This window comes from Pseudomonas sp. 05N36, assembly GCF_056397385.1.
The window spans coordinates 100,551-125,970 of sequence record NZ_JBFTNH010000013.1 but is presented as its reverse complement, the minus strand read 5'-3'; the positions used below and the strand labels follow the sequence as shown (position 1 = coordinate 125,970).

The 25,420-nt window shown below is 55.7% G+C and carries 22 protein-coding genes; 17 read left to right on the top strand and 5 right to left on the bottom strand.

Annotation, left to right across the window (positions count from 1 at the left end; all coding sequences use genetic code 11):
- The first annotated feature begins 122 nt into the window (after positions 1 to 122).
- The 12 genes from AC1DIH_RS18065 to AC1DIH_RS18010 all read left to right on the top strand — a co-directional run bounded on the left by AC1DIH_RS18065 (position 123) and on the right by AC1DIH_RS18010 (position 14,660).
- Positions 123 to 554: a MarR family winged helix-turn-helix transcriptional regulator gene (locus AC1DIH_RS18065; RefSeq protein WP_427531309.1), complete on the top strand. Its 432-nt coding sequence runs from the start codon at positions 123 to 125 to the stop codon at positions 552 to 554.
- Entirely contained in the window at positions 551 to 2,629 is a 2,079-nt protein-coding gene (locus AC1DIH_RS18060) for an FUSC family protein (protein WP_477772722.1), read from the top strand. Before AC1DIH_RS18065 ends, AC1DIH_RS18060 begins: the two co-directional genes overlap by 4 nt.
- Entirely contained in the window at positions 2,626 to 2,835 is a 210-nt protein-coding gene (locus tag AC1DIH_RS18055; RefSeq protein WP_017478036.1) for a DUF1656 domain-containing protein, read from the top strand. The genes AC1DIH_RS18060 and AC1DIH_RS18055 overlap by 4 nt, the downstream gene beginning before the upstream one ends.
- Positions 2,832 to 3,722 carry an efflux RND transporter periplasmic adaptor subunit gene (locus AC1DIH_RS18050; protein ID WP_477772721.1) on the top strand — a complete coding sequence of 297 codons (891 nt, stop codon included), beginning with the start codon at positions 2,832 to 2,834 and terminating at the stop codon, positions 3,720 to 3,722. The genes AC1DIH_RS18055 and AC1DIH_RS18050 overlap by 4 nt, the downstream gene beginning before the upstream one ends.
- Entirely contained in the window at positions 3,719 to 5,167 is a 1,449-nt protein-coding gene (locus AC1DIH_RS18045; RefSeq protein WP_477772720.1) for an efflux transporter outer membrane subunit, read from the top strand. Before AC1DIH_RS18050 ends, AC1DIH_RS18045 begins: the two co-directional genes overlap by 4 nt.
- Positions 5,168 to 5,250: 83 nt before the next feature.
- Complete coding sequence (locus AC1DIH_RS18040; protein ID WP_477772719.1) at positions 5,251 to 5,886, top strand: NADH:ubiquinone oxidoreductase subunit N; 636 nt, start codon at positions 5,251 to 5,253, stop codon at positions 5,884 to 5,886.
- Between the two features lie 286 nt (positions 5,887 to 6,172).
- Positions 6,173 to 7,684, top strand: a complete 1,512-nt coding sequence (locus AC1DIH_RS18035) for a YdgA family protein (protein WP_477772718.1) — start codon at positions 6,173 to 6,175, stop codon at positions 7,682 to 7,684.
- Positions 7,685 to 7,986: 302 nt separating this feature from the next.
- Entirely contained in the window at positions 7,987 to 10,467 is a 2,481-nt protein-coding gene (pgaA, locus tag AC1DIH_RS18030; protein ID WP_477772717.1) for a poly-beta-1,6 N-acetyl-D-glucosamine export porin PgaA, read from the top strand.
- Positions 10,468 to 10,479: 12 nt separating this feature from the next.
- A complete protein-coding gene (pgaB, locus tag AC1DIH_RS18025) occupies positions 10,480 to 12,477 on the top strand; it encodes a poly-beta-1,6-N-acetyl-D-glucosamine N-deacetylase PgaB (RefSeq protein WP_477772716.1) in 1,998 nt (665 codons plus the stop codon).
- Position 12,478: 1 nt separating this feature from the next.
- Complete coding sequence (pgaC, locus tag AC1DIH_RS18020; RefSeq protein ID WP_477772715.1) at positions 12,479 to 13,840, top strand: poly-beta-1,6-N-acetyl-D-glucosamine synthase; 1,362 nt, start codon at positions 12,479 to 12,481, stop codon at positions 13,838 to 13,840.
- Positions 13,837 to 14,358: a poly-beta-1,6-N-acetyl-D-glucosamine biosynthesis protein PgaD gene (gene pgaD, locus AC1DIH_RS18015; protein ID WP_054595028.1), complete on the top strand. Its 522-nt coding sequence runs from the start codon at positions 13,837 to 13,839 to the stop codon at positions 14,356 to 14,358. The genes pgaC and pgaD overlap by 4 nt, the downstream gene beginning before the upstream one ends.
- Positions 14,359 to 14,480: 122 nt before the next feature.
- Positions 14,481 to 14,660, top strand: coding sequence for a hypothetical protein (locus tag AC1DIH_RS18010; RefSeq protein WP_477772714.1), 180 nt, complete (start codon positions 14,481 to 14,483; stop codon positions 14,658 to 14,660).
- Here the strand turns inward: AC1DIH_RS18010 and AC1DIH_RS18005 are convergent, their stop codons facing one another.
- A complete protein-coding gene (locus tag AC1DIH_RS18005) occupies positions 14,661 to 15,260 on the bottom strand; it encodes a transglycosylase SLT domain-containing protein (protein ID WP_477772713.1) in 600 nt (199 codons plus the stop codon).
- Between the two features lie 301 nt (positions 15,261 to 15,561).
- Positions 15,562 to 16,437 (bottom strand): sterol desaturase family protein, encoded by an 876-nt coding sequence (locus tag AC1DIH_RS18000; protein WP_477772712.1) that lies wholly within the window; start codon positions 16,435 to 16,437, stop codon positions 15,562 to 15,564.
- A gap of 69 nt (positions 16,438 to 16,506) precedes the next feature.
- On the opposite strand from AC1DIH_RS18000, the gene AC1DIH_RS17995 reads away from it, so the two are divergent.
- Positions 16,507 to 17,505 carry an AraC family transcriptional regulator ligand-binding domain-containing protein gene (locus AC1DIH_RS17995; RefSeq protein ID WP_477772737.1) on the top strand — a complete coding sequence of 333 codons (999 nt, stop codon included), beginning with the start codon at positions 16,507 to 16,509 and terminating at the stop codon, positions 17,503 to 17,505.
- 225 nt (positions 17,506 to 17,730) lie between these two features.
- Here AC1DIH_RS17995 and AC1DIH_RS17990 read toward each other — a convergent pair whose 3' ends face one another.
- Together AC1DIH_RS17990 and AC1DIH_RS17985 are read right to left on the bottom strand one after the other, a co-directional pair.
- Complete coding sequence (locus AC1DIH_RS17990; RefSeq protein ID WP_477772711.1) at positions 17,731 to 17,973, bottom strand: hypothetical protein; 243 nt, start codon at positions 17,971 to 17,973, stop codon at positions 17,731 to 17,733.
- Positions 17,974 to 17,999: 26 nt separating this feature from the next.
- Positions 18,000 to 18,206, bottom strand: coding sequence for a hypothetical protein (locus tag AC1DIH_RS17985; RefSeq protein ID WP_477772710.1), 207 nt, complete (start codon positions 18,204 to 18,206; stop codon positions 18,000 to 18,002).
- Positions 18,207 to 18,258: 52 nt separating this feature from the next.
- Between AC1DIH_RS17985 and AC1DIH_RS17980 the strand changes: the two genes are divergently transcribed.
- Positions 18,259 to 18,717 (top strand): hypothetical protein, encoded by a 459-nt coding sequence (locus AC1DIH_RS17980; protein ID WP_477772709.1) that lies wholly within the window; start codon positions 18,259 to 18,261, stop codon positions 18,715 to 18,717.
- Positions 18,718 to 18,844: 127 nt separating this feature from the next.
- On the opposite strand, the gene AC1DIH_RS17975 is transcribed toward AC1DIH_RS17980, so the two are convergent.
- Positions 18,845 to 19,045, bottom strand: coding sequence for a KTSC domain-containing protein (locus AC1DIH_RS17975; RefSeq protein ID WP_226298346.1), 201 nt, complete (start codon positions 19,043 to 19,045; stop codon positions 18,845 to 18,847).
- A 914-nt stretch (positions 19,046 to 19,959) separates the two neighbouring features.
- Here AC1DIH_RS17975 and AC1DIH_RS17970 point away from each other — a divergent pair.
- From AC1DIH_RS17970 to AC1DIH_RS17960, 3 genes are all read left to right on the top strand, one after another.
- Positions 19,960 to 22,311 (top strand): AAA family ATPase, encoded by a 2,352-nt coding sequence (locus AC1DIH_RS17970; protein WP_477772708.1) that lies wholly within the window; start codon positions 19,960 to 19,962, stop codon positions 22,309 to 22,311.
- Between the two features lie 503 nt (positions 22,312 to 22,814).
- A complete protein-coding gene (locus AC1DIH_RS17965) occupies positions 22,815 to 24,239 on the top strand; it encodes a DUF3696 domain-containing protein (RefSeq protein ID WP_477772707.1) in 1,425 nt (474 codons plus the stop codon).
- Positions 24,240 to 24,242: 3 nt separating this feature from the next.
- A complete protein-coding gene (locus AC1DIH_RS17960) occupies positions 24,243 to 25,220 on the top strand; it encodes a hypothetical protein (protein ID WP_477772706.1) in 978 nt (325 codons plus the stop codon).
- Positions 25,221 to 25,420: the final 200 nt, after the last annotated feature.

The window sequence follows — 25,420 nt, the reverse complement described above, 5'->3', positions numbered from 1 at the left end:
TTTGCTCACCACACCATTTTGTTTCAAAACTTGACTGATTTTCCCCTCCAATGCGATATTGATAGTTAGCAAACTAACAGTGTGCGAACTCTCCCGTGTCCCAGACCCTCGACGCCCTTCAGATGAACATCAGCAGTGCCATGGTGGTGGCTGCGCGGCATTGGCGGAAAATCTGCCAGACCACGCTGGTCAACTACGGCATTTCCGAAGCCTGCGCGGTCCCGTTGTTGATGATCGGGCGGCTGGGCGAGGGTGTGCGGCAGGTGACGGTGGCGCAGGCGGCGGGGATGGAGAGCCCGTCGCTGGTGCGTTTGCTCGATCAGTTGTGCCAGTCCGGGTATGTCTGCCGCACTGAAGATCCCCTTGATCGGCGCGCCAAGTGCCTGAGCCTGACCGAGACCGGCCGTGAGTTGGTGCAAGCGGTGGAAGCCGAGTTGGTGCGCTTGCGCCGTGTGGTGCTTGAAGGCATCGATCCGGCGGATCTTGAAGCCGCGTTGCGGGTGATTCGCGCGTTCGAGACGGCAGAGCAGCAGTTACCGGTGACCCCCTCGTGAACGGATTTTTTAGCGGCATACCGCCGGCCCGTGACTGGTTTTACGGTGTACGTACCTTCGCCGCGTCGATGATCGCGCTGTACATCGCCATGCTCATGCAGATGCCGCGTCCGTATTGGGCGATGGCCACGGTGTACATCGTTTCCAGCCCGTTTGTCGGGCCGACCAGTTCCAAGGCCCTGTACCGTGCCGTCGGCACCTTGACCGGTGCGGCAGCGGCGTTGCTGTTTGTGCCGATGTTCGTCCAGAGTCCGTATGTACTGGTCGTCGTCATCGCGCTGTGGACCGGCATCCTGTTGTTTCTGTCGATGCATTTGCGTACCGCCAATAACTACGCGTTGATGCTGGCGGGCTACACCTTGCCGCTGATCGCCCTGCCGGTGGTGGATAACCCGTTGGCGATATGGGATGTGGCAGAGGCGCGGACTGAAGAGATCTTCCTCGGCATCGTCTGCGCCGCGGTGGTTGGCAGTATGTTCTGGCCCCGGCGACTGGCGCCGGTGTTCGATGACTCGGTCAGCAAGTGGTTCAGCGACGCGGTGACCTACAGCCAGCGCTTCCTGACCCGCAACGTGCAGCCCGAAGAAGTCAGCACCTTGCGCGCCTCGATGGTCGCCACATTCAACTCCCTGGAGTTGATGATCGGCCAGTTGCCCCACGAAGGTGCGCGGCCGCAAACCGTGCGCAACACCAAAGAACTGCGTGGGCGGATGATTCACCTGCTGCCGGTGGTGGATGCGCTGGACGATGCGCTGTATGCCTTGCAGCGGCGCACGCCCGAGCTTGTGGACAAGTTCGCGCCGCTGCTGGCCGCGACCATTGAATGGCTCGACCGCACAGACGCTTCGGTCGAGCACTGGCAAGCCCGGCGCGCTCAACTTGAAGCCCTGCAACCGAGTGCCGAAGCGCTGGATGATCGCAAGCAACTGCTGTTTTCCAATGCGCTGTATCGCCTGGGTGAATGGATCGATTTATGGCAAGACCTGCGCAGCCTGCAAGAGGCGATTCGCTGCGAAAGCCAGGACAACTGGCGTGCGGTCTACCGTCATTGGCGGCTGGGCCGGCTGACACCTTTTCTCGATCGTGGGCTGATGCTCTATTCGGCGGCATCGACGGTGCTGGCGATCATCGTCGCCTCGGTGCTGTGGATTCTGCTCGGCTGGACCGACGGTGGCAGCGCGGTGATTCTGGCGGCGGTGGCGTGCAGCTTTTTCGCCGCGATGGACGACCCGGCACCGCAGATTTACCGGTTCTTTTTCTGGACCGCGATGTCGGTGCTGTTCGCCAGCCTCTACCTGTTTTTGATCCTGCCAAACCTGCATGATTTTCCGATGCTGGTGCTGGCGTTCGCTGTGCCGTTTATCTGCGTCGGCACCCTGACCGTACAGCCGCGTTTCTACCTCGGCATGCTGCTGACCATCGTCAACACCTCGTCGTTTATCAGCATCCAGGGCGCCTACGACGCGGACTTTTTGAGCTTCGCCAACTCCAACCTGGCCGGGCCCATGGGCTTGTTGTTTGCCTTTATCTGGACCCTGGTGGCGCGGCCCTTCGGTTCGGAGTTGGCGGCCAAGCGCCTGACCCGTTTCAGCTGGCGCGACATCGTCGGCATGACCGAGCCGGCGAACCTCGCCGAACACCGTCACCTGGGTGTGCAGATGCTCGATCGGCTGATGCAGCATTTGCCGCGCCTGGCGATGACCGGTCAGGACACCGGCGTGGCGCTGCGCGAAGTGCGCGTGGCGCTGAACCTGCTGGACTTGCTGGCGTACGCGCCACGGGTGCAAGGGGGACCGAACGTCTTGCTGCGGCAGGTGGTGGCCGAGGTCGGTGAGTACTTCAAGGCCTGTCTCAAGGCTGGTGAACGCTTGCCGGCGCCAGCGCCGTTGCTGATGACGCTGGATCGCACCCGGCGCGCCCTCAATGGCCAAGGCCTGGAAGGTGACGGCGAAACCCGCCTGCACCTGCTGCACGCCCTCGCCGGTCTGCGTCTGGCGCTGTTGCCGGGCGTGGAGTTCATCGGCAACGAGACCGATGAACCGTTTCCCCAAGGTATCGATGGAGCGCCTCTATGATCGGTGATCTGGACATCAGCGGGGTGTTCCTGCCCACGTTGCTGGTGCTGATGGGTATTACGTACGTGCTGTACCTGGTGGTGCACGGGTTGCTGACGCGCCTGCACTTTTATCGTCTGGTCTGGCACCGGGCATTGTTCAACGTTGGTCTTTACGCCTTGCTGCTCGGCGCCGTGGACTCACTCAGTCGATACCTGATGACATGAAAAAACCTATTTTGACCCTTGGCCGTGTGGTGTTGACCTTGTTGGTGGTGACCTTCGCGGTCGTCGTGGTCTGGCGCATGGTGATGTATTACATGTTCGCTCCGTGGACCCGTGACGGGCACATTCGTGCGGATATCGTGCAGATCGCCCCGGACGTTTCCGGGCTGATCCAGCAAGTGGAAGTGCGTGACAACCAACCGGTGAAGCGCGGCCAGGTGCTGTTCAGCATCGACCAGGACCGTTTCAAACTGGCGTTGCGCCAGGCCAAGGCCACGGTCGCCGACCGTCAGGAAACCCTGGCCCAGGCGCAGCGTGAAGCCAAGCGCAACCGTGGTCTGGGCAATCTGGTGCCGGGTGAGCAACTGGAAGAAAGCCAGTCCCGTGTGGCCCGCGCCGAGGTGGCGTTGTCCGAGGCCCAGGTGTCGGTGGACAGCGCCCAGCTCAATCTGGACCGCTCGGTAATCCGCAGCCCGGTGGACGGTTACGTCAACGACCGCGCACCGCGTACTCAGGAGTTCGTCACCGCCGGTCGCCCGGTGTTGTCGGTGGTGGACAGCAATTCCTTCCACATCGATGGCTATTTCGAAGAAACCAAACTCGACGGTATTCATGTCGGCCAAGGTGTCGATATCCGCGTGATTGGCGACCGCGCACGGTTGCGCGGGCATGTCGAAAGTATCGTCGCCGGCATTGAAGACCGTGACCGCAGCAGCGGTTCGAACCTGCTGCCCAACGTTAACCCGGCGTTCAGCTGGGTGCGGTTGGCACAGCGGATTCCAGTGCGGATTGCCTTCGATGACGTGCCGGCAGATTTCCGCATGATCGCCGGGCGTACCGCGACCGTGTCGATCATTGGTGACAAGCCTGAGCAGGAGCCAACGCAATGAAAGCGGCCACCTGTTTAGCGACGGCCGGTCTCGGCTTGCTGCTGTCGGCCTGTCAGGTGGTCGGCCCGGATTACCATTTGCCCAAAGAGGCTGCGGTGCATCGCGCGGACTTTCAGGGCGATCTGACTGCGCACGGAAAAAACGTGGTCTCGGCGCCGGTGCCGGGCGACTGGTGGCGGTTGTACCAGGACCCGCGTCTGGATGAGCTGGTGCGCCAAGCCATGGCCACCAACACCGATTTGCGGGTGGCGGCAGCCAACCTGTCGCGCGCCCGTGCCCGGGTCGAACAAGCCGAGTCGGCGGGCGGCTGGAGCGGTGGCGTGAAGGTGGGGGCCCAGCGCTTGCAGGAGTCTGGCGAGGCGTTTCTGATACCGGAAAAAGTTCCAGTGGCCAATGTCGGTGACATCGGCCTCACCACGTCTTATCAGTTCGATCTGTTTGGCACATTGCAGCGCGGCATCGAAGCGGCGAAGGCCAATGCCGATGCGACGCAAGCCGCGGCGGACACTGCGCGCATCACCTTGGTCGCCGACGTCGTGCGTGCCTATACCCAAGTCTGCGCGGCCAACGAAGAGCGTGAAATCGCCGAGCACTCACTGGACCTGCAAGGCCAGAGCACCGCGCTGATTCAGCGGTTGCGCGATGCCGGGCGCGGTGACGAAACCCAGGTCACCCGTTCGCAAACCCAGTTCAAATCCTTGCGCGCCGATATGCCGCGCTATGAGGCCGCCCGTCAGGCCGGGCTGTTCCGTTTGTCGATGCTGTTGGCTAAACCGGTGGATCAATTGCCCGCCGGGACCAGCAGTTGCCATGAGCTGCCAAAGATTGCGCAATTGTTGCCGGTCGGTGACGGTGCCACCTTGCTCAAGCGCCGACCGGATGTGCGCCAGGCCGAACGTCAACTGGCGGCCGCGACGGCGGACATCGGGGTTGCTACCGGTGCGCTTTACCCGGACATCAGCATCGGCGCGACCGTCGGTACCGTGGGTATTCTCGATCACCTTGGCCAACCGCAAACCAATCGCTGGGGGTTCGGCCCGTTGCTGACCTGGACAGTGCCGTCCAACGGCTCCCGGGCGCGGGTGCGTGAGGCTGAAGCGGCGACCCAAGGCGCGCTGGCGCACTTTGACGGGGTGGTGTTGAACGCAATCCGCGAAACCCAGACCGGTCTGGCGCAGTATTCCGCGCTGTTGCAGCGCCGCGATGCCCTGGTGGATGCCGAGCAGTCGGCGCAACAGGCGGCGGACCAGACGCACCGCTTCTTCCAGGCCGGTCGGGCGTCGTTCCTCGCGGATTTGCAGGCGACCCGCACCTACACCGACGTGCGTGCACAGGTGGCGACCGCCAATACTCAGGTCGCCATGAGCCAGATCGATTTGTTCCTGGCGCTGGGCGGCGGTTGGGAAAGCGGACGAACGCAAGGTTCACAGCCAACGAAACCCTGAGGCCATTGCTATGCTTTTACATGTCGGGTCTGCACAGGCGGATCCGGCAGTCAAAGCTCGCATTGGTCATGGGGATTCCAATAATGAAAAACCCTTATGCTCCCGGCTTCTGGTGCGCAATTGTCGCGCTGGTGCTGCTCTCGGCTACGTATTTTTATGGCGTGATGCTGGCGCACCAGATTGATAAGGCTTTGATCTTTCTCGACAGCGTCAGTGCACTGATCGGGGTGATGTCGATTGCCGTCGTCGCCTGGGCTTCGCTGCAAACCCGGCGGATCAAGAAAAAACAACTCGAACAAGGCAAGACCCTGGTGCTGATCTGGGACACCAAGGTGGCGTTGCGCCGGGTTGAAACGGTATTCGACCGGTATTTCTGGGGCAGTTACTGGCAACCGGGACGTACCTTTCAGGAAGTCATGGGCGAACTCACCGGCACCCCGCTGGAAAAAAGCCTCGAAGCGCTCAAAACCCAATGCCTGGCCCTCGACAAACAGGTCACCGGTGAACGCTGGCACTGGCTGAACAATGCCCGCGAACTGTCTGACGTGGCCAACGCCATGGCCCGCGAACGCTATCAACTGGATTTTTGCGACCCGCGCGCGGACTCACCGAATGGCGCGGTGATCAATCGGGATTTTGAAGTGCTGGTCTATACGTGGACGGCACGGCTGAAAAGCTTTGATCATCAGTTGGATGAGATCGAAGTGCAGTATTCCTGATCCGATGTTGGCAGGAACACCGCCATCGCGAGCAGGCTCGCTCCCACAGGGGATTTGCGTTGATCACAGATCCAATGTGGGAGCGAGCGTGTTCGCGATGGCGATCGAGTAATCAACGAAAATCCCGCCACCGCGCTCCATAGACACTCTTTCACCTTTAATCATTGGGCCGCTCCACGGCACAAATGCTAATCTCATCGCACTTTTAGCGGAGTCGAGCCGCAACCCGTCGAGGGTTCAGGGAAGACGACCACATTTTCAACAACGGACATTGATCGGGTCATTCATGAATAAATCAGCAGGCGTGCTTCTGGGAATCGTCGTTGCCATCGGTGCAATCAGCGCCGGCGGCGCCTGGTACACCGGTACGAAACTGGAAGGGGTGCTGCAAACCTCGATTGCCGACGCCAACAAAGAGCTGCAAACGGCGATGGTCGGTTCCAAAGGCACCGCGACCCTGGAGCTGGTGTCGCTGGATCGTCAATTGTTCAGCAGCACTGCGCACTACCGCCTCAAGGGCCAGGGCGAAATGTTCGGCGAGAACCCTGAAGGCGTAGAGCTGCTGTTCGTTGACCACATCGAACACGGCCCGCTGCCATTCTCGCGCCTGGTGTCGCTGAAATGGCTGCCGGTCATGGCCACCAGTCACTACTCGCTGGAAAAGACCCCGACCACCGAGAAGTGGTTCGCCGCCACCAAGGATGCGTCTCCGCTCAAGGGTGTGGTCAACATCGGCTATGACCGTGCTACCAGCGGCAACCTTGAACTGCTGCCCGTCGAAACGGCACTGGACGACAAGTCCACGTTGAAGTTTTCCGGTCTGAACCTCGACGTGTCGGCCAGCGCCCAGGCACAGAAGGTCAAGGCTGACGGCTACATGGACAGCCTCACGCTGACCAGCGTTGCCGAAGATCAGTCCCCGGTGAAAGTCGAATTGAATGGCCTGACCCTGGCCAGCAACCTCAGCAAAAGCAGCTATGGCTACTACCTGGGGGAAAACGTCGTCGAGTTGACCAGCACCAAGACTACCTTTGGCGACAAACAGTCGGTGATGTCCTTCAAGAACACTGAAATGAAGAGCTCCACCACCGAGTCCGGGTCCAACGCAGCCGGTCGTGCCGATTACAAGATTGGCGAAATCGCCCTCAACGACAAGGCCCTCGGCTCGGCGCAAATGGCCTGGAGCATGAAAAACCTCGATATCCCGTCGACGCTGTCGCTGGTGCAGATCTACCAGAACAAACTGCAGCCGTACGAAGCGGCCGCCGCGGCTGCTGCCGCTGCGGGTGAACCGGCGCCCGAGCTGAAGCTGACCGACGCCGAACAGGCACAGGTCAAGGCGGGTCTGGAGACGTTGCTGGCCGCCCAGCCACAAGTCGCGCTGGAGAACTTCTCGTTCTCCACCCCGAACGGTGTCAGCCGCACCAGCCTGGTCATTGACCTGACCAAACCCACATCGCTGGACCTGCCACCCGACCAGTTGGGCAAGCAAATGATCGCCCTGCTGGACTTCAATCTGAAACTATCCAAGCCGATGATCACTGACCTGGTGACAGTGCAGGCGCAGATGGACGGCCAGACCGATGCCAAAGCGGTTGCCGAGCAAGCCGCTGCGACCAGCGACATGTTCAGCAGCATGGCCGTCGGCACGCAACTGGCGACGCTGGATGGCAACGACATCGTCTCCAAGCTGCACTACGCCAATAATCAGGTGGACTTCAACGGCCAGAAGATGACCGTCGAACAGTTCGTCGGGTTCGTGATGAGCAAGCTCAGCACTGCTGGCGCAGCCCAGTAAACGACCCACCGCTGGACTTGAGCGAACGCTCTAGACCAAAGGTTACAAGCTAGCGCCCGGCCCTCCGAACTTGCGGATTGGCTGGGCGTTTTGCTGTCTGGTGCCCGCAAATCAAGGCTGAAGGGCGCACGGGGGTTAAGCCGTTGTACTGAATCTGAACAAATGTTGTGTTCCTGATAGTGGTCTAACCTTGCGTGAAATACTGCGTTTGCAAAACCTTGTCGGGTGATTGTCCGACTTCCCGTTTCGAACCAGGCAAGGGGGGTATGAGACTCCGGCTCGCCATGTAAGGATGCTGACGAATGCCACGTATTACTCGTCCTTTTACTGTTCTTGGCCTGCGCCCTCTGATTCGCATGGCCTTGTGCAGCCAACTGCTTTGGCCGGGTCTGGCGTTCGCGGATACCGCCTACGACCAAATGATTCGCGATGCGCGTACTGGTAACTACGCACCGGTGTTGACGCTGTTACGCAACGTGCCTGCTAGCCAGGTAACCACCGGCCAGGTCAGCGACCATTTGCAGATCGCCAGTTGGGCCGGTCTCGACGCCGAAGTGGTTCAGGTTTATGAAACCCAGGGGCGCAACCGGGTGCTGCCGATTCAGGCGCTGACCACCACCGCTCGTGCCTACCGCAATCTCAAGCGCTGGGACTCTGCCACCGAGCTCTACCGCAAGGCACTGGCGCTCGAACCTGCGAATGCTGACCTGCAACTCGGCCTGGCCATGACCCAGGCTGATTCTGGAAACCCCGTCGAGGCCGTCAACCGTGCCAAGGCTCTCGTCGCGGCCAAACCTGACGATCCGGCCCGGCGCCTGGCGCTGGGCTACGCCTTGACCCGTTCCGGTGCGACCTATGACGCGTTGTTCGAATACGACCAGGCGTTCATCCGCGCCGGGAGCAAACCTGAAGTCGCCCGCGAATACGTTTTCGCCCTGCAACGCGCACGGCTGCCAGAGCCGGCTTTGCGTCTGGCCCGTCAACGTCCGGGGTTGATCGATCCGGTGACGCAGCGCCGCCTCGAAGGTGATGTGGCGGCAGAGCGCGTGCGGCTGGCGGAATTTGCCACGCGCAGTGAAAAAGAACGTTACGACATCGCCGATCGTGCCTTGAGCGACTACGACCAGTTGCTGGCGACCTGGACCCCGGATGCACAGGCTCACGACGACGTGGTTCGTTGGCGTATCGACCGCATGGGCGCACTCAAGGCCCGCGCGCGCACGGCTGAGGTTATCGGCGAATACCAGAAACTGCTCGCTGAAAACGTGAAAATTCCAACCTACGCCATGCGTTGGGTGGCGGCTTCCTATCTGGATCAACGTCAACCGGACGTCGCGACAGACTTGTATCGCCAAGTGCTGGTCGCACCGGACGCCGACCCGGCTGACCGGGTAGAAGACACCACGGCGCTGTTCTACGCCTTGATGGAAAGCGACAAACCGCAGGAAGCACGCACCGTCGCCGAAAACCTGGCCAAGACTCAGAGCGCGCGGGTGGAGCTCAAAGGCTTGCCGATCGGCAATCCCAACGATTCATGGATGGACGCGCAACAACTGGCCGCCCAGGCGGGCCTCTATAGCGGTAACTTGCCCGCTAGCCAGCAAGGCCTGGATGCCTTGGTCGAACAAGCACCGGGCAACGTCGGTTTGCGTCTGGCGCAGGCGAATGTCTACCTGGCGCGTGCCTGGCCACGCCGTGCAGAAAATCTGCTCAAGGAAACCGAGAGCATGGCACCGCGAGATATCGGTCTGGAAGTCGCGCAAGGGCATACCGCGCAGGATTTGCAGGAGTGGCGCCAGCTCGATGCGTTGACCGATGACGTCGCTGCGCGATTCCCGGACAACCGTGCGGTGCAGCGTTTGGAGCGTCAGCGTGAGGTGCACGACATGGCCGAACTGCGCGTGTCGACCTATGGCGGCAAGAGTTATGGCGGTGGCAGCAACGGTGCCGGTGCAGTCGCTGGCAGCAAGGACTTTGGCATTGAGACCACGCTCTACAGTCCACCGATCGATGAGGACTGGCGTGTGTTTGCAGGTGCCGGTTATGCCACTGGTGACTTCCAGGAAGGCACCGGTCGTGACCGTGTCGAACGGCTTGGTGTCGAGCGCCGAACCCGCGATATGACACTGGAAGCGCAAGTCTCCAATCACAACTTCGGCTATGGCAACAAACAGGGCGCGCGCCTGTCGATTGCCCGCGACATCAATGATGCCTGGCAGTATGGCGGCAGCCTCGACTACCTCTCGGCCAATACACCGCTGCGGGCACTGAACAGTAACGTCACCGCCAACGGCGGCAGCGGTTTCCTGCGCTGGCGCGCCAACGAAAGCCGCGAGTGGAAACTGGCGGTCAGCCCGTCGCACTTCAGCGATGGCAACAATCGTCTCGAAGCTTTGTTGACCGGACGCGAAGGCGTGTACAGCGCGCCGGGGGTGCAGGTCGACCTCGGTCTGGAGGTCGGCGCCAGCCACAACAGCAAGAATGAGGACGTTCCCTACTTCAACCCCAAGTCGGACTTCAGCGTCCTGCCGACGGTCAGCGTCAATCACGTGCTCTATCACCGCTACGAAACATCGTGGAGTCAGCAGTTCCAGGTCGGTGCCGGTACATACAGCCAGCGTGATTACTCCACTGGCGGTGTAGGCCTGCTCAGCTACGGCCAGCGTTTCAGCTGGAATGATGTGTTCGAGGTCGGTGCCGCGCTGAGCGCGATCAACCGGCCCTTCGACGGCGATCGAGAAACCGATCTGCGCCTGCTCGTCGACCTTACCTACCGTTTCTAGAAGAGTTTGAAGATGCCTCTGATGACCCGTTGCATCCTTCTGTTGGGCGTTTTGCTGATCAGCGCCTGCGCCCGGCAAGCCCCGACCTTTGCGCCACCGGCACAGCGACCGCTGCCGGCCAATGAAGCGCCATGGCCGAAAAACCATGTGTTGGGAATTGCCTATCACGATGTCGAAGACCGCGACCCTGATCAGGCGCTCGTTGCGGTGCGCACCGAGCGGATGATCGAGCAGCTCGCGTGGCTGCGTGAGAACGGCTACAAACCCGTCACCGTCGATCAGATCATCGCCGCGCGCAAGGGGGGGGCCGAACTGCCAGCCAAAGCCATTCTGTTGAGTTTCGACGATGGTTATTCGAGCTTCTACACCCGCGTGCTACCGGTGCTGCGGGCCTATAACTGGCATGCCTTGCTGGCGCCCGTCGGAACCTGGATCGATACACCACCGGATAAGCTCGTGGACTTCGCAGGTGATATGCGACCGCGTTCGGAGTTTTTGACCTGGACGCAGATCACTGAAATTTCCAGGTCCGGGCTGGTGGAAATCGCCGCTCACACCGACGCCAGCCACAAAGGCATCCTGGCCAATCCGCAAGGCAACCTGCAGCCGGCGGCGGCGACTCGTCGTTATGACGCTGCGACCGGTCGCTATGAGTCGGAAGCGGATTTCCAGGCTCGTCTGCGCAAGGACGTGGTCACCATTACCGAAAAAATCCGCAAGGCTACCGGTTATAACCCGCGTGTATGGGTCTGGCCGTACGGCACGGCCGATGGCACTGCATTGCAGGTGGTCGATTCCCAGGGGTACCAGATGGCCCTGACCCTGGATGACGGGCTCGATGCACTCGACAACCTGATGAGCAGCCCGCGTTTCCTGGTGGCCTCGGACCCGGATGGCGAACACTTTGCCAACAGCATCGTCGCGGTGCAGTCCAGCTCACCGATGCGCGTGGTGCATGTCGACCTGGACAACGTTTATGACCCGGACCCGGCCCAGCAGGAAGTCAATCTGGGCAAGCTGATCCAGCGCATGGCCGACATGGGCGCCAACACCGTGTTCCTGCAAGCCTTCGCCGATCCACAGGGCGACGGTCTGGTGCACTCGTTGTACTTCCCGAACCGCCACCTTCCGGTTCGCGCCGACATCTTCGACCGGGTGGCCTGGCAGTTGCGTACTCGCGCCCACGTCAAGGTTTTTGCCTGGATGCCGGTGCTCAGCTTTGCCCTCGATCCAAAACTGCCCCGGGTCACCCGTTGGGACCCGGCCACAGGCCAGACCTCGGTTGACCCGGGACAGTATCGACGGCTGTCGCCGTTCGACCCGACCGTGCGGCGCATCATCGGTGAAATCTACGAGGACGTGGCGCGTCTGACCTCGGTCGACGGCATCCTCTACCACGACGATGCGGTGCTGTCGGACTTCGAGGACGCCAGTCCCGAGGCCTTGCGCACCTATGCGGCCAACGGCTTGCCGGGGTCGATGGCGGCCCTGCGCGATGATCCGGCGATGATGCAGCGCTGGACTCGGTTCAAGAGTCGCTACCTGATCGACTTCACCAAAGAGCTCACCGCCAAGGTTCGCGCCATTCGTGGGCCACAGGTGCTGACGGCGCGCAACATCTTCGCCGAACCGATGCTCAATCCGCCCAGTGAGGCTTGGTTCGCGCAGAACCTCGACGACTTCCTCGGCACCTACGACTGGACCGCACCGATGGCTATGCCGTTGATGGAAGGTAAACCCCTCAAGCAATCGGGTGAATGGCTCGAAGAGTTGGTGGCCACGGTCAAGGTCCGGCCGGGAGCACTGGAGCGCACGGTGTTCGAATTGCAGGCCCGGGACTGGACGAAAAAAAGCGGCGCCGACATCGATGGCGGGCAACTGACTGACTGGATGGGTCGCCTCAAACGCCAGGGAGCGACCAGTTTCGGTTACTACCCGGACAACTTCCTTGAGAACCAGCCGGACCTGAAAACCGTGCGTCCCGCGCTCTCCGACAAGTGGAATCCATAACATGCTGGATAGACTTCTAGCTCTGCTGGTCCTGGCGATCGTCCTGGGGATTCCCCTGGGGCTGATCTTTCTGGTCACCGGGCAATTCTTGATGGACTTCGTGTTTTTCTATCCGCTGTTCATGTCCGGACTGTGGATCGCCGGTGGCCTGTATTTCTGGCTGCACTGGGAGCGCCACTGGCCGTGGACGGACGACACGCTGCCGCCGCCGCTGGCGGGTGAGCCGCTGATTTCGATCCTGATCCCTTGCTACAACGAGGGCGATAACGCGGCTGATACCATTCATGCCGCGCTGGGCCAGCATTACCCGAACATCGAAGTGATCGCCATCAATGACGGCTCCAAGGACAACACGGCCGCCGTCCTCGATGCCCTCGCTGCCGAAGACCCACGCTTGCGGGTGCTGCACCTGGCGGAAAACCAGGGCAAAGCGGTGGCACTGCGCATGGGCGCGATTGCCGCGCGCAGCGAGTATCTGGTGTGCATTGACGGCGATGCCTTGCTCGCACCAAACACGGCGGCCTACCTGGTGGCGCCGATGCTCGATAACGCGCGGCTGGGCGCGGTGACGGGCAACCCACGGATTCGAACCCGTTCAACGCTGGTCGGGCGTGTTCAGGTCGGCGAGTTCTCTTCGATCATCGGTCTGATCAAGCGCACCCAACGGGTCTTCGGGCGGATTTTTACTGTGTCCGGGGTGATTGTGGCGTTCCGTCGTTCGGCGTTGCATCGGGTCGGCTATTGGAGCCCGGACATGATCACCGAAGACATCGACATCAGTTGGAAGCTGCAACTGGATCACTGGAGCATCTTCTACGAGCCGCGCGCACTGTGCTGGATTCTGATGCCGGAAACCCTGTCCGGGTTGTGGAAGCAGCGTTTGCGCTGGGCCCAGGGCGGCGCCGAGGTGCTGTTCAAAAACATCCGCGGCATCTGGCAATACCGCCATCGCTACCTCTGGCCGCTGCTGTTCGAGTACTGCCTGTCCACCGGCTGGGCCTTCACCTTTTTTCTGTCGGTGATTTTCTGGGGCGTGGRCAAGTTCGTCGACATGCCGGCCGCCATTGCCGTGCACCACTTGCTGCCGCCGGCCTTCACCGGGCTGTTGCTGGCGATGGTCTGCTTGCTGCAGTTCGCGGTCAGCATCCTGATCGACCGTCGCTACGAGCGCGGGCTGTGGAAAACCATGTTCTGGGTGGTCTGGTACCCGCTGGTGTTCTGGTTCATCAGCCTGCTCACCACCCTGGTCAGCTTCCCCAAAGTGCTGTTTGGCCAACATCAGAAGCGTGCGCGCTGGGTCAGTCCCGACCGTGGCATCAAGCCGCTGAATGACGATGACGATGACGAGGAGTTCAGCAAATGAAAATCATCAGAACCCGTCAACGACCATTTCTGGTCGTTATTGATGCCTTTTTCACGGTATTGGCCTGGTTCGGCTTGCTGTACCTGCTGGTAAGCGGCCTCTGGCCATTGTTTGATACCCACGAAGGGTTGCGTATCGAATCGACGATGCTCGACGCCCTTGGCACGCTGCAAATCTACTTGTGGGTGGCGCTGTTCAACGCGGTGGTCCTGATCTCCTGGGCGCGTTACCAGCACCGCAAGAGCAAAAGCTTCGCCCAGCGTCGTCTACCGGCACCGGTGATCGATGACAAAGGCTTGAGCATAAGCTTCAACCTGACCGAAGAGCATCTGGCTCAGCTGCGCGATCTGGGAACCATGGTGATCCACAACAACGAAGACGGCGACGTCAGCCACGTTGTCCCACGCTTCTTGCGCATCGATCCCGAGCTCCAGAAGCAGTTGCACCCGCCGGCCTCACTGGTGCATCAGAAGGCGTTGGTGTTGGCGGCAAATGACGATCAGATGCCTGTGACGTGAGCTGCGGTAAGGTTTGACTGATAGTTTTACAGGGCTATTGCGGTCCGGGTGTTCAGGGCATTGGCGTCGTTCGTTGAAAGCGAGCACTATCAAGCCAATTACTGGTGCGTTGGAGGCCAGCTGTGACACAACGAATTGACCGCATTGCCCAATTGCTCAACTGCCCGATCAAGGGCGAAGACATGCGCCGGGCGATCACTGAAGCGCGCAAGGACTTTCTGCTCGACGACGATGAAGAGGATGACGACGAGGAGGAGCCTGCCGAGGTGGACGTCGTGGATGAGCCGTCATCCAGGGCATGACTACCACCAGCTGCGGTTGCTCTCCAGTTCACCCCTGCATTGCCGGAGTTGCCAGCCATAATCTTTCGCCTGTTGCTCGACCTTGCGCGCGACCTGCATCAGCCAGGGTTTCTGTAGATAGGTCTGGCGACTGAACCCGCCGCGTCCTTCGTGGTAGGCAAGGTACTGGCTGTAGGCATCCCACTTGGAAACCCCCAACTGACGCTGAGTGCCGGCGACGTACCAGCCGACGAACATGATCGCGTCGTTAAAGTTGTCACGCGAACCGCCGTTGCCGGTTGCGCTCTTGTACTCGCTCCACACCGGATCCTGCGCCTGGGCATAGCCGTATGCCGAGCTGACCCGTCCCCAGGGAATAACCCACAAAAAGTAGTAGCGAGGGGGCAGGGCATCGTGCACAAAGCTGCTTTCCTGCTTGATGATCGCCATCGCCACATGCGGCGGCAGGCCCCAGGCTTTCTCCATCTTCAGCGAGTTTTCATACCAGGCCGGGTATTGGCGGTAGATGCTGCAAAGGTTGCTTTGCTCTCTTGGCGGTGTCGTCGAGCAACCCGCCAACAAGCCCAAGGCGATGAGTACGACTAAAAAACGTCCGTGCAAAAAACACTCACTTGGCGGTTGGCCAATCCTTATCGGTTAAATAGGTACCCGATGCAGCGTCGCGTTTTTACTCCGGCGCGATGTGCAAATCGGTCACTTGGTGTGGCTGGCAGTTGGTCTGAAGTGGTGACCCTTGTGCGCTGTAAATTGAGCATTGTCAGGTACCTTTTAAAGTCGAACAACTGAGTTTTCCACGGGTTCGCACTCGGCGAAGATGTGGCTGATATTTTCGCTGATAGCCGCTTTGGCCTAGATGTCGACCGGTGAACCTCTTTCCTTGCATCTGAAACAAATTCCGAACTCAAGACCCGGACGATATCGAGCGAGCTTCTTTCTCTTGCTTGAGATCGCCTTGCCGCACTCGTTTTGGTGAACGAACCAGCGGCCAGAACAGCTCCTGCTGCCACGTCACCGGATGCAGATCCTCTATGCCATAGGTTGAGGGGCGACGCTGGGTGATCTTGGCCGTTCCGAACAGCACGTCCCAGAAGAACAGCAGGTTGCCGAAGTTTCCCTTGTAGTGGGTTACGCCGTCATTGGCGTTCAAACCATGATGGGCCGCATGGGTGGCGGGGGTCGAAATGGTTCGTTCGAGGACCCACATCAGCGGACGCAAGGCCGGAATGCGGTAGAGTTTTTCATCCCAGGCGACGCTGCTGTGCGCGGCGAAGATCACCGTCATCTTGACGATCAGGTAACCGTAGTAAACCGGTGCCAGGCCCAGGTAGATAAGGGCTCCGGACAGCCAGATGCCCGGCATCAGCAGGTAGTAAAAGCTGTTGTTTCGGTAAACGATGCGAATGCTCATGTAGGGCGCCGAATGGTGAGCGCGATGCAGGGCATAGAGAAACGGCAGCCGATGGGTCAGGCGGTGCCACCAGTACTGGGTCAAGTCATCGAACAGCAGAAACAACCCGAGGCCGGCCACCCAGTGAATATTGGCCAGGCTGTTCTTGAGTTGAGGGGCCAGACCACCGAGCAACAGGTTGCTGAGGAACATCACCAATGGAAAGGTGATACCCAGCAGGAGCGACGAACCAATGACCTCGATCAGCGTATCGCGGCGCTGGCCTTTGGGTTGGCGGAAACAGGCGCACGCAATTTCCAGCAGGATGAAACCCAGAAAAATCCCGGCGACGACCAGGATTGGATTGTTGGCGAGCATTATTGTATTCATGGCAATCTCGAGTCAGGCCCGATTTGGGCATTGCCTGAGCAATAAGAAACCATGAGCCTTCCGGACAACATGTGCGAAATGGACAAAATCACTCGAGAAGAGGCCAATCAGCCAGCCCGTCGCTTTCATCGGGGGCAGCTCGGACAGGTTCTGGAACGTGTACTGCACAAGCAGACACGCAGTAACCGTCGCGATTACAGCCTGCTTGAGCTTGAGCAATTGTGGACGGCGGCGGCCCAACAAGATCCTGCCATTGGCCTGCACCTGTTCGCCGGGTTCACGCCGCAGGACTGCCACGAGCTGACGTACATCTGCATGTATTGCCCGGACGTCAGCGCAGCTATCCAGTGCTGGTGTGACTATGCGGGGCTGGCGTCGGACATGGACAGCGTCAAGCTGATCAACGATGCCCGTGGCCTGGGCGTAGAGCTGCGGATCGACGCACCCGCCAAACTGGCCCGCTACGTGGTGGAACATTACTGCGTGATGGCCGTGACCCAACTGCGCAAAGCCACGGGCGAACCGGTCCGGCCGGTGCTGGCTCACTTCGCCCATCCACGACCAACCTACCACGCCGAATACACCCGATGGTTCGGGGATAACATCGTGTTCGAGTGCGCGCATGACTGCCTGTATTACGACCCGAGTGTCTTGCGGTTACCGTTGCTGACGCGACACGACGGGATGGCGGAGTTGTTGCGCAGTGAGATGGACCGACGGATCGCCCGGCATCTCCAGCTCAATGGCTGGACCGGGAAAGTCGCGGCCGGCATGCGACAAAGCCTGGCGCGTGGCGTGGTACCCAGCCTGGAAAATCAGGCAGAAGCTCTGCACCAGAGCCCGCGTACCTTGCGCCGTCGCATGGAAGAGCAAGGCATGACGTTCCGCCTGCTGCTCGATCTGGTGAGGGCCGAGCTGGAACAGCATCTTGAGTTTCTGGGTGAGAACCGCGCGCAAATTGCCAGTCAGCTGGGTTACGGGGACCTGGCTGCGTATCTGCATGCGCGTAAACGATGGCGGCGAGAGCCATTTGACGATCGCATTCGCGATGTTGAGGCGGGTAGGTAACGCAGAGAAAGTGAAACGACTGGTGCGGGCGGAGGCTCGGTTCACAGCAGTCAATGAGCAGCGCCAAGCTCTTGGCGGGCTTGCGGCTGTAATGCATTGACCCGCACCAAAACAGCAGCAATCGGTCTACGGCAGTCAGCCTGCTTCAATCGAAGGCAGGCGCCCCTTTTCACATCGCTTTGGCCAAGGCGCTGGTGGATGATGCCGAGCCAGGGATGATGCACTTCAGCCAACCTGCACAAACCGCCGCCTGGTCACGAACAGCCCCGCGCCCACCGGCACGGCAAGGACCGACATCAATCCCAGGTCAAAGCCCAGCAACCGGGCCTGGCTCACTGCAACGCARCCGATTGCGCCAGCCACCACCAGCGCTACCCCTAGCCACTTGCGCAGCGGGTACGGCTTAAGAAACCGATCAAGTAGAAAGGCCAGCGCCACGACGATGACCGTCTGGGTAATTTCGGACATGTGCAGCCCCACTCAGGTCTTGATGATCAGGGATTCGGAAGAGCGCTGTGGGCCAATCGCATCTTGTCGTACACCTCTACGACCTTGCAGTTGACCTGATAGTGGGCGTTTTTCGCTTCGCCAAAATGGAGCTCGCGCAGGCGGCCGCGCTCGCTGTCGGTGAGGGTGATCTGCGAGACGTTGAAGACGATCCCGTGCGGGGTCATGTATTGGAAAGTCCCTTCGGCCTTCATTGCGAGCATCCTTTCGAGCAAGAGGGGGGATTCTCTATAAACAGCGCCCAAGATGCAAACCACCACTTTGCTGGCAGGTCGCGGCCTGATGGAAGAAAACCCGCAATTGATCTGGGCCTCGCACTATCTGAATGCTGAATCGCCCCGGCTTTCCTGGACACCTTTAAGCGTCTGCGATTGGCTGCAGACTCAACCGGTAATCGTGACGAGCGACCGCGGAGACGTAACGATCAATGAGTTGATGAAAGGCAGTGCGTTCAGCCTCGACGCGAGAGACAAAGATGCCCCGGTCGATTTCGCTTTCGATCATGCGCGCCCAGGCTTGGGCATCGGATTTGGTTTCGAAGGTTTTTCTTTGGGCTGGATAGCCCTTACGGCGGATTTGCGCTTCCCACTGATACTCGCCACGTTCAAGTGTGGCAAAAACGACGTTCAGGACCAGGACAGGTTTTTATCAGGAGCGCTATTCCCTTGTCATACAAGGGAAAGAAGATGGCCAGGCGTCGTTTGAACTGAACTCTGCGGGCCCCGTTCTATAAGGGTTTGGTTGGTAGTGTTTTGGTTAGGCATACACGTTGGCATACACGGTCCATGCTGCTGGTAGGGTATTGGCTTGAAAACTTACCCCATGCAATGAGCTAGCACTGGTAGCGATCTTTAATGACTCTGTCGAAATACGACCCTTTGGAACCTGCCGCCATCAAACCCTGATGTACGTCTGATGGCACGCGGCAGAAGTCGTATGTGCGCCCTTGTTTGAACGTGATTTTCATCCGGCCTGTGGTGGCGTCGTAGCCCACAGCGGTGATTGCCGACGAGATCACACGAACCATATCCATAGCGCTTTCCCTAACTCTGATTGCCAACCGACCTGGTAGCTTGGCTTTTGATACTAGCCGATGACCGGCAGCTCGGCGCCGTGCTGTTGGCGAAAGCGCAAAGTCCTGTCACCGAACCCGGAAAACTGCCGGGGACCCTGAGGCTTTTCTCACGGTACGGGGTCGGAAACCCGCGGCTTTGTGCTAGCGACAGTCAACCCAGCTTACTGAAATTTCAATGTTGAAATTGAAAGGGGCTTGATAAAAAACGAGCACCTTTACAACATCTGAAGGTGCCTTTGGGTGTGCTCAATCGTGAACACCGGATTGGTGACAACAGTAGTTTGGCGTGTCAACACCAACGTAGAAAGTCAACTGCAGTCAAGAAGCTGTGGGCTTCCCGCCTCTCATGGAGGAACGCCATAGGGACCCGATGAACATTCAGAACGCGGCAACGGCACGCATTTTATTCGCTGCTGGCATTAGCACTCTTGGGGAGTGGGGCTAAAACTACGTTACGGGTGTTACCGGTGTTACTTATGCAATCATGTCATTGAAAATAAGGGAGTTTATGTGTGTTACACCGGTGATGAATGTAGTTATTGAAAAGTGTTACAGCTAAAATGGTGTTACATCAGAGTAGCGAGGGCTCACGTCAAAAAACGCGCACCAGTGTAATCTATCTGGCTACTACTATTTCTCCAAATGCACTCGTACTGAATGCCATCTGATGCAAATAATCATCAGTTAGGTTGCTTTTCCGGCTGGCGAGGGTCGTCCGTTTTTTGACGTTGAGGCAAGATAAAGCTCTTGAATCAATTGGTTGAGAGCATTTTTGATCTTGATAATTGCTAAGCTTAAATTCTATTCCTAAGCTGATCCAGCGCTTACCTTTTTTAGTGACCCAAAGGCCGTCAGTAAAAGGACTTGAACTCATGATTAAGAGAATAAAAAAACTAAAGGGGTTCGGTATATTTAAGGACTTTAATGGCGGCGAGGTTCAAGAGTTTGGGAAACTTAATTTAATCTACGGGTGGAATGGCAGCGGTAAATCAACTCTGTCGACTTTATTCGAGTCGTTGGAGCGGCGGCGCAATCTCCGGGTAGGTATCGATGATTCCTGCGAGTTTACCGTTACACTAGAAAATAGTTCAACTATTACAGAGAAAACGGTTGCACAAACCATCATCCAGGTTCGTACATTCAATGCAGGATTTATTAAGGAGAATATTGACTGGAATAATTCGGTCAAAAGTATACTCCTTGTAGCGAAAGAAAAAATTGAAGAGCGCAAACAGTTAGAGAGTCTGAAGAAAGATCAACAATCCGATGACTCGAAATTAGTCAAGGCGAATGCTGATACAGAAAAGGCGGGGGCGGATCTTCAAAAGTTTCTTACAGACAGCGCTAAGCGGACAAAGTCTAGTCTTCAAGTGATTGGTACTGATGATAGTCATTATCTAAACTACAACAGAACAAAACTCGAGGCATTCATCAACGGTAATAGCGAAGCGGTGCGAGCAGCGGCTTCAATATTGAAAGATAATGAACTTTCGGAGTTGGTCGTCACAGCAAGACCTGAGACTAAGCCTCAGGTTGGCGCTATTTCTAACAAGTTAAATTCCGAAGTATTTGAAGCAGCCAAACTACGCCTCGAAGGTTTACTAAAGACGACCGCAACAAGCGTTGTACTAGAACGCTTGAAGGATAATCCAGATATTCAATCTTGGGTTCAAGCAGGGATGGGAATTCATACTAATCACTCATCAGAAAGCTGTGAATTCTGTGGTGGGCCCCTCGATATGTTGCGCCTAGAGGCGATTAATGCACACTTTAGTGATGAGTATAAAAAACTTCAGACCCGTTTGGCGAGCGCGGAGCTGTGGTTAGACCAACAGATTATAGACACTGGTGATCTAGCGTACGAAGACCTGCTATATGAGGAGATGCGGCCCGAATTTACTTCTGCTAAGACGCAGCTCAATATATATACGGCATCCATCAATCGTGATATCGACTCCTGGAGAACGTTGCTGCGTCAAAAGATTGAGAGTCAATTTAGGATGGATTTCGACGTAAAACCAGTGGATAGCACCGCTTGTGAGGGGGGCCGCACGGCGATAGCTGCGATGAATGAGACCATTGCCCGGCATAACCGGAAAACAAATGACTTTGCAAGGGAAACAGGCTCGGCGAAAAAGAAAATTGAACTTCACTATGCCGCGGCTGAGGTTAAAGTATTTGGTTATTTCTCAAGGGTGACGAAGAAAGAAAACATCGAAAAAGAGGCAGTTCAACTAAGGACAAAAATTGCTGCTCGTCGACAAGAAATTCAACGCTTGGAAAGTGTTCTATCAAATGAGGCGCTAGGGGCAGATGAGTTTAATAAGCATCTCCACAGCTTTCTTGGAAGAGAGGATCTTTGCCTCCGTTTTAATCCCAGCCTGCTGGGCTACGAGATTATTCGTGGTGGCGAAGGGCAGCACGCAAAAAATTTAAGTGAGGGCGAGAAGACCGCTATTGCTTTTGTTTATTTTATAACGAAACTTGCGGAGGCGGATCAAAAAATAACTGATATCATTGTCGTAGTGGATGATCCAATATCCAGCTTCGACTCTAATCATTTGTTTCACGCTTATGCCTTTCTCAGAAATCATTGTGAAAACGCTTGTCAGCTATTCGTTCTTACACATAATTTTAACTTTTTCAAATTAATAAGAGATTGGTTTGACGGAACTAATGCAAACCGGAGGAGAAAGGATAAGCCCGCGACTGCTTTTTTCTATATCGTCGAAGCCACTCCGGAAGTGCCGCGTGCCTCTTCAATAAAATCCGCCCCGAAAAGCCTGCATGACTACAATTCTGAATACCATTACATTTTTCACCGCTTGTACAAGTACAATGGGAAGGCAGGAATCGATAGAGATGAAGCGTTCTTAGCTGCTAATCTGGCTCGGAAAATACTTGAATCATTCTTCAGCTTCAAATATCCACGACATAAAGGAGACATGTCTGAGCTTTTCAGGCTTGGGCTGACAGGCTGTACCATTACGACGCCTCAAACAAAAGAAAAGATCTATCGCTTCATCAATAGATACTCTCATAGCGCCGTTATTGAAGTGGGCGAAGATTCTTCGGAGAACCTAATCGGCGAGGGTTACAACATTATTGGGGATATCTTTACTTGGATGAAAGAAGTAGACAAAATCCATTACGAGCAGATGGTTGAGACCGTGGAGGCTTTATCACAGCTTGCAGGTGATGTGGCCGGTGGCCGGGAAATCTAGGCACCATTCTTAACGGTCAAGCTGCGCTTTGGGAGTCTGGCGGCAACTCCCCTAATCTCGTTGGTGACTGCTTTCAGGTAGCGATGGTCGACTGGCTCGGCTCCTAGCAAACGTGTATGAGTGACGTGCCAGGCAGTTTAACAGCCGTCGGGAGGTTTTACAGAATGAGAATGATTCGGGTTTGACGGGTACGATTGGCTTGACAGTTCCTCGTTGTTCACTCAGATTGGCCATTGGCCAGCTCAGCCGAATGAGTGATAAAATGGATTTTAAAATTCTAACTTTTATTCCACCGATATTTTGCTTAATTAAATTTTCCGCGATTGAGTTTTCGGCTGAGAATCTATCGCTGGAAGATCAGCTCGTGATCCGAAATGGGCAAGCTAATGTGAGTTTTTCATTGCACGCTTATCGCTTGGTATATCTCATCAATCGAATTGATTTCAACTATAAGTGCATTTGGCTTTTTCTTAAAATCAAAATACAATCAATGTAGGTGTGCTATGTTTCATATGCTGAGCGTTGAAAACTTCAAAAGTTTTGCAACCAAACAAAGTGTCAAGTTGGCGCCGATTACTTTGATATATGGCCCGAACTCGTCCGGCAAAAGCTCACTAATTCAAGCGTTGATGTTGTTAAAACAGTCGCTTACTAGGCCCAGCGAACAAGGTGGCCTGGTTTCAAATGGAGACTTTGTAGATCTCGGCGACTATGCAGCAATGGCGCACAATCACAATGTTGAAAGCGAAATAAAGTTTTCATGCTCATATTCCCCGCCAAAAAATGCTGCAAAAAGTGAGTGGTCCTCTGGGTTTATGTCGCTACCCAAGGCACAAAGAAGAAATCACGAACTCACGTATTTGCTGTCTGGTAAAAATAAAAGAAATAAAAATGAAGCGTTTACTTATCTGAGTAATATAAAAACTACATATTCGTCAGATAAGGTTAGTACTTTTGATCTTGATCTGCGCTCCGAGCTTACTACCAGAGAATTCGCTGAAAAAGCACAGCGACTAAAGCATGCTCGAATTTTTAATTTTGCAACAGCCGCAAGCAGGGACTCATTGTTTGCATATTTGTCGAAGCTTAAGTTCATTTCTAAAGAGCATCATACGGAAATAGTAAAGGACTTAAATGATGTTAGCTTTACAAGTGACTTGAATTATGCGACGCCTTCGTCGGTGGCAATTGAAGATAAAATTGAAAGTGGGTTTGGGGCGGCGCTGACTAATAATATAATGACTTTGATCGCCAAAGACATACAGGAAGCATTCAACTCTATTACATACCTAGGCCCTCTTAGGAGTCATCCGAGTAGGTTCTATGCCCCCAAAGGTGATCAGAGTGGGTCTGTGGGTAAGCAAGGTGAAAACACTGCAAGATTTATATATGAGAAATCACCAGAAATAACTGGTGAAATTAACGAATGGTTTAAGAACTTTGAGATTCCGTATACTTTGACCGCTGAAAGTATAGGGTCGGAAGTTACGGGTTCTGTGATATGTCTCCAGTTGAAAGATCTTAGAACTCAAGTTGTGGTTGGTCCTTCGGATGTTGGATTTGGAATAGGGCAGCTACTCCCTATTATCGTGGAGGGCATAGTTAGAAATGAAAGTACTATCTGCGTCGAACAGCCAGAGATTCATTTGCATCCGCGTCTTCAAGCTCATCTTGCAAATTTTTTTATAGATACGTGTAAGACGAATCAATGGATCATAGAAACACATAGCGAATCATTGATGTTGAGAATGCAAAATAAAGTCAAGCAAAAAGAAATCAAGCCATCAGATGTCTCAATTATCTATGTTCATCCAACTACATCTGGAGCGCAAATTATTGAGATTCCAATGGATGAGGATGGTGACTTTCTAACTGAGTGGCCAGAAGGCTTTTTTGAAGAGCGCTTCAAAGAAACTTTTGGATTATAAATTATGCTTACCGACTTTCACTTGGATAGAAGCGTTTTTGATGCGGCACTACTACAAGATGAATCTTTTAGTGCTGTACATGACACCATTATTGAGTACTGGAAGCGCTACGGGATTTTAATTATTCCAAGTGGCTCGGGGCAAGAATATCTTGACTCAATTAAGAGCTTACCACCGAAGTTTCACCAGCGATGGATTCAAGCATTTACTAGCTATTCGAAGTTGCAATCTACCGAAACGTGGAATGAATGTAGCTCGTACACTACTTTTCAGAGCGCTACTTCGCTCAGTCAGTTCTTTTTAACTGCATTGGCTGAAGATACTATTAGTGCGGTAATTTGCGATAACGAAAAAACAACTAGGCATTGCCTAACGAGTTCATTTGAGTTGGTAGGTGTCGGCTCAATAACAGAGTCAATACACTTTGGAGCTTCTAAAGATAGCTCAACAAGGGATATTGTTATCGGTTCAGATATTAATAATGTTTGGTTGGAAAAATTTGAAAAGCTAACAAAATACAACAAAAAGATTTTTATCTCTGATAGGTATGTTTTTTCAAGTATTTTAAGAGATCACGGAAATGGCTATAAAACAAGTATTGCCAAATTTATCGAAATGTTGCCATTAGACAAAAAGTTTTCAATTACCATTCTTTCAGATGGGGGGGAGGCGTCTAGTCAGATGCATACCGAATTGCAAAATTATTTCGATAAGTACATTATTAAGTCCCCGCCACTTGCACAAAAATTATCAAATTTAAAACTCTTGTCTATGAATACCGCCGACTTTCAAAAAATTGGTCATGACAGATATATCAGGTTTGACAAACATGTATGTCAAATAGGTGTAGGTATGGCGATTTTTGAGCGCTTTGATGTCCCTGCAACAACTTTTTCCGTGAAGATGCTTTATGAAAGTACAGCTCTGCATATAGAGCGGGTCGCGCTATCTAGCGTGTGGCATGAGGTTCTGCAACCATAATGTATGAGGTTGTCGTGGACTTTGTTCAAGTCTGTGGGATGACTGCTTTTATCCGAAAGCAAGGTGCAGTTTACTCTTGTGCGTAGTTTTCACTTTGGGGGAGCGTTGAAATAAACGCTTCCATAGGGCTTGGTGTATGTTTTGGAGTGCTGCTTGGAGCACCGTTTTAAACTGATTTAATGATCGAGACGGAACTGATA

What these genes read in the sequence shown, in the direction of transcription:
- AC1DIH_RS18065 (WP_427531309.1), top strand. Translation starts at nt 123, where the DNA reads ATGAACATCAGCAGTGCCATGGTGGTGGCTGCGCGGCATTGGCGGAAA.
- AC1DIH_RS18055 (WP_017478036.1), top strand. Translation starts at nt 2,626, where the DNA reads ATGATCGGTGATCTGGACATCAGCGGGGTGTTCCTGCCCACGTTGCTG.
- AC1DIH_RS18050 (WP_477772721.1), top strand. Translation starts at nt 2,832, where the DNA reads ATGAAAAAACCTATTTTGACCCTTGGCCGTGTGGTGTTGACCTTGTTG.
- AC1DIH_RS18045 (WP_477772720.1), top strand. Translation starts at nt 3,719, where the DNA reads ATGAAAGCGGCCACCTGTTTAGCGACGGCCGGTCTCGGCTTGCTGCTG.
- AC1DIH_RS18040 (WP_477772719.1), top strand. Translation starts at nt 5,251, where the DNA reads ATGAAAAACCCTTATGCTCCCGGCTTCTGGTGCGCAATTGTCGCGCTG.
- AC1DIH_RS18035 (WP_477772718.1), top strand. Translation starts at nt 6,173, where the DNA reads ATGAATAAATCAGCAGGCGTGCTTCTGGGAATCGTCGTTGCCATCGGT.
- pgaA (WP_477772717.1), top strand. Translation starts at nt 7,987, where the DNA reads ATGCCACGTATTACTCGTCCTTTTACTGTTCTTGGCCTGCGCCCTCTG.
- pgaB (WP_477772716.1), top strand. Translation starts at nt 10,480, where the DNA reads ATGCCTCTGATGACCCGTTGCATCCTTCTGTTGGGCGTTTTGCTGATC.
- pgaD (WP_054595028.1), top strand. Translation starts at nt 13,837, where the DNA reads ATGAAAATCATCAGAACCCGTCAACGACCATTTCTGGTCGTTATTGAT.
- AC1DIH_RS18000 (WP_477772712.1), bottom strand. Translation starts at nt 16,437, where the DNA reads ATGAATACAATAATGCTCGCCAACAATCCAATCCTGGTCGTCGCCGGG.
- AC1DIH_RS17995 (WP_477772737.1), top strand. Translation starts at nt 16,507, where the DNA reads ATGTGCGAAATGGACAAAATCACTCGAGAAGAGGCCAATCAGCCAGCC.
- AC1DIH_RS17985 (WP_477772710.1), bottom strand. Translation starts at nt 18,206, where the DNA reads ATGAAGGCCGAAGGGACTTTCCAATACATGACCCCGCACGGGATCGTC.
- AC1DIH_RS17980 (WP_477772709.1), top strand. Translation starts at nt 18,259, where the DNA reads ATGCAAACCACCACTTTGCTGGCAGGTCGCGGCCTGATGGAAGAAAAC.
- AC1DIH_RS17975 (WP_226298346.1), bottom strand. Translation starts at nt 19,045, where the DNA reads ATGGATATGGTTCGTGTGATCTCGTCGGCAATCACCGCTGTGGGCTAC.
- AC1DIH_RS17970 (WP_477772708.1), top strand. Translation starts at nt 19,960, where the DNA reads ATGATTAAGAGAATAAAAAAACTAAAGGGGTTCGGTATATTTAAGGAC.
- AC1DIH_RS17965 (WP_477772707.1), top strand. Translation starts at nt 22,815, where the DNA reads ATGTTTCATATGCTGAGCGTTGAAAACTTCAAAAGTTTTGCAACCAAA.
- AC1DIH_RS17960 (WP_477772706.1), top strand. Translation starts at nt 24,243, where the DNA reads ATGCTTACCGACTTTCACTTGGATAGAAGCGTTTTTGATGCGGCACTA.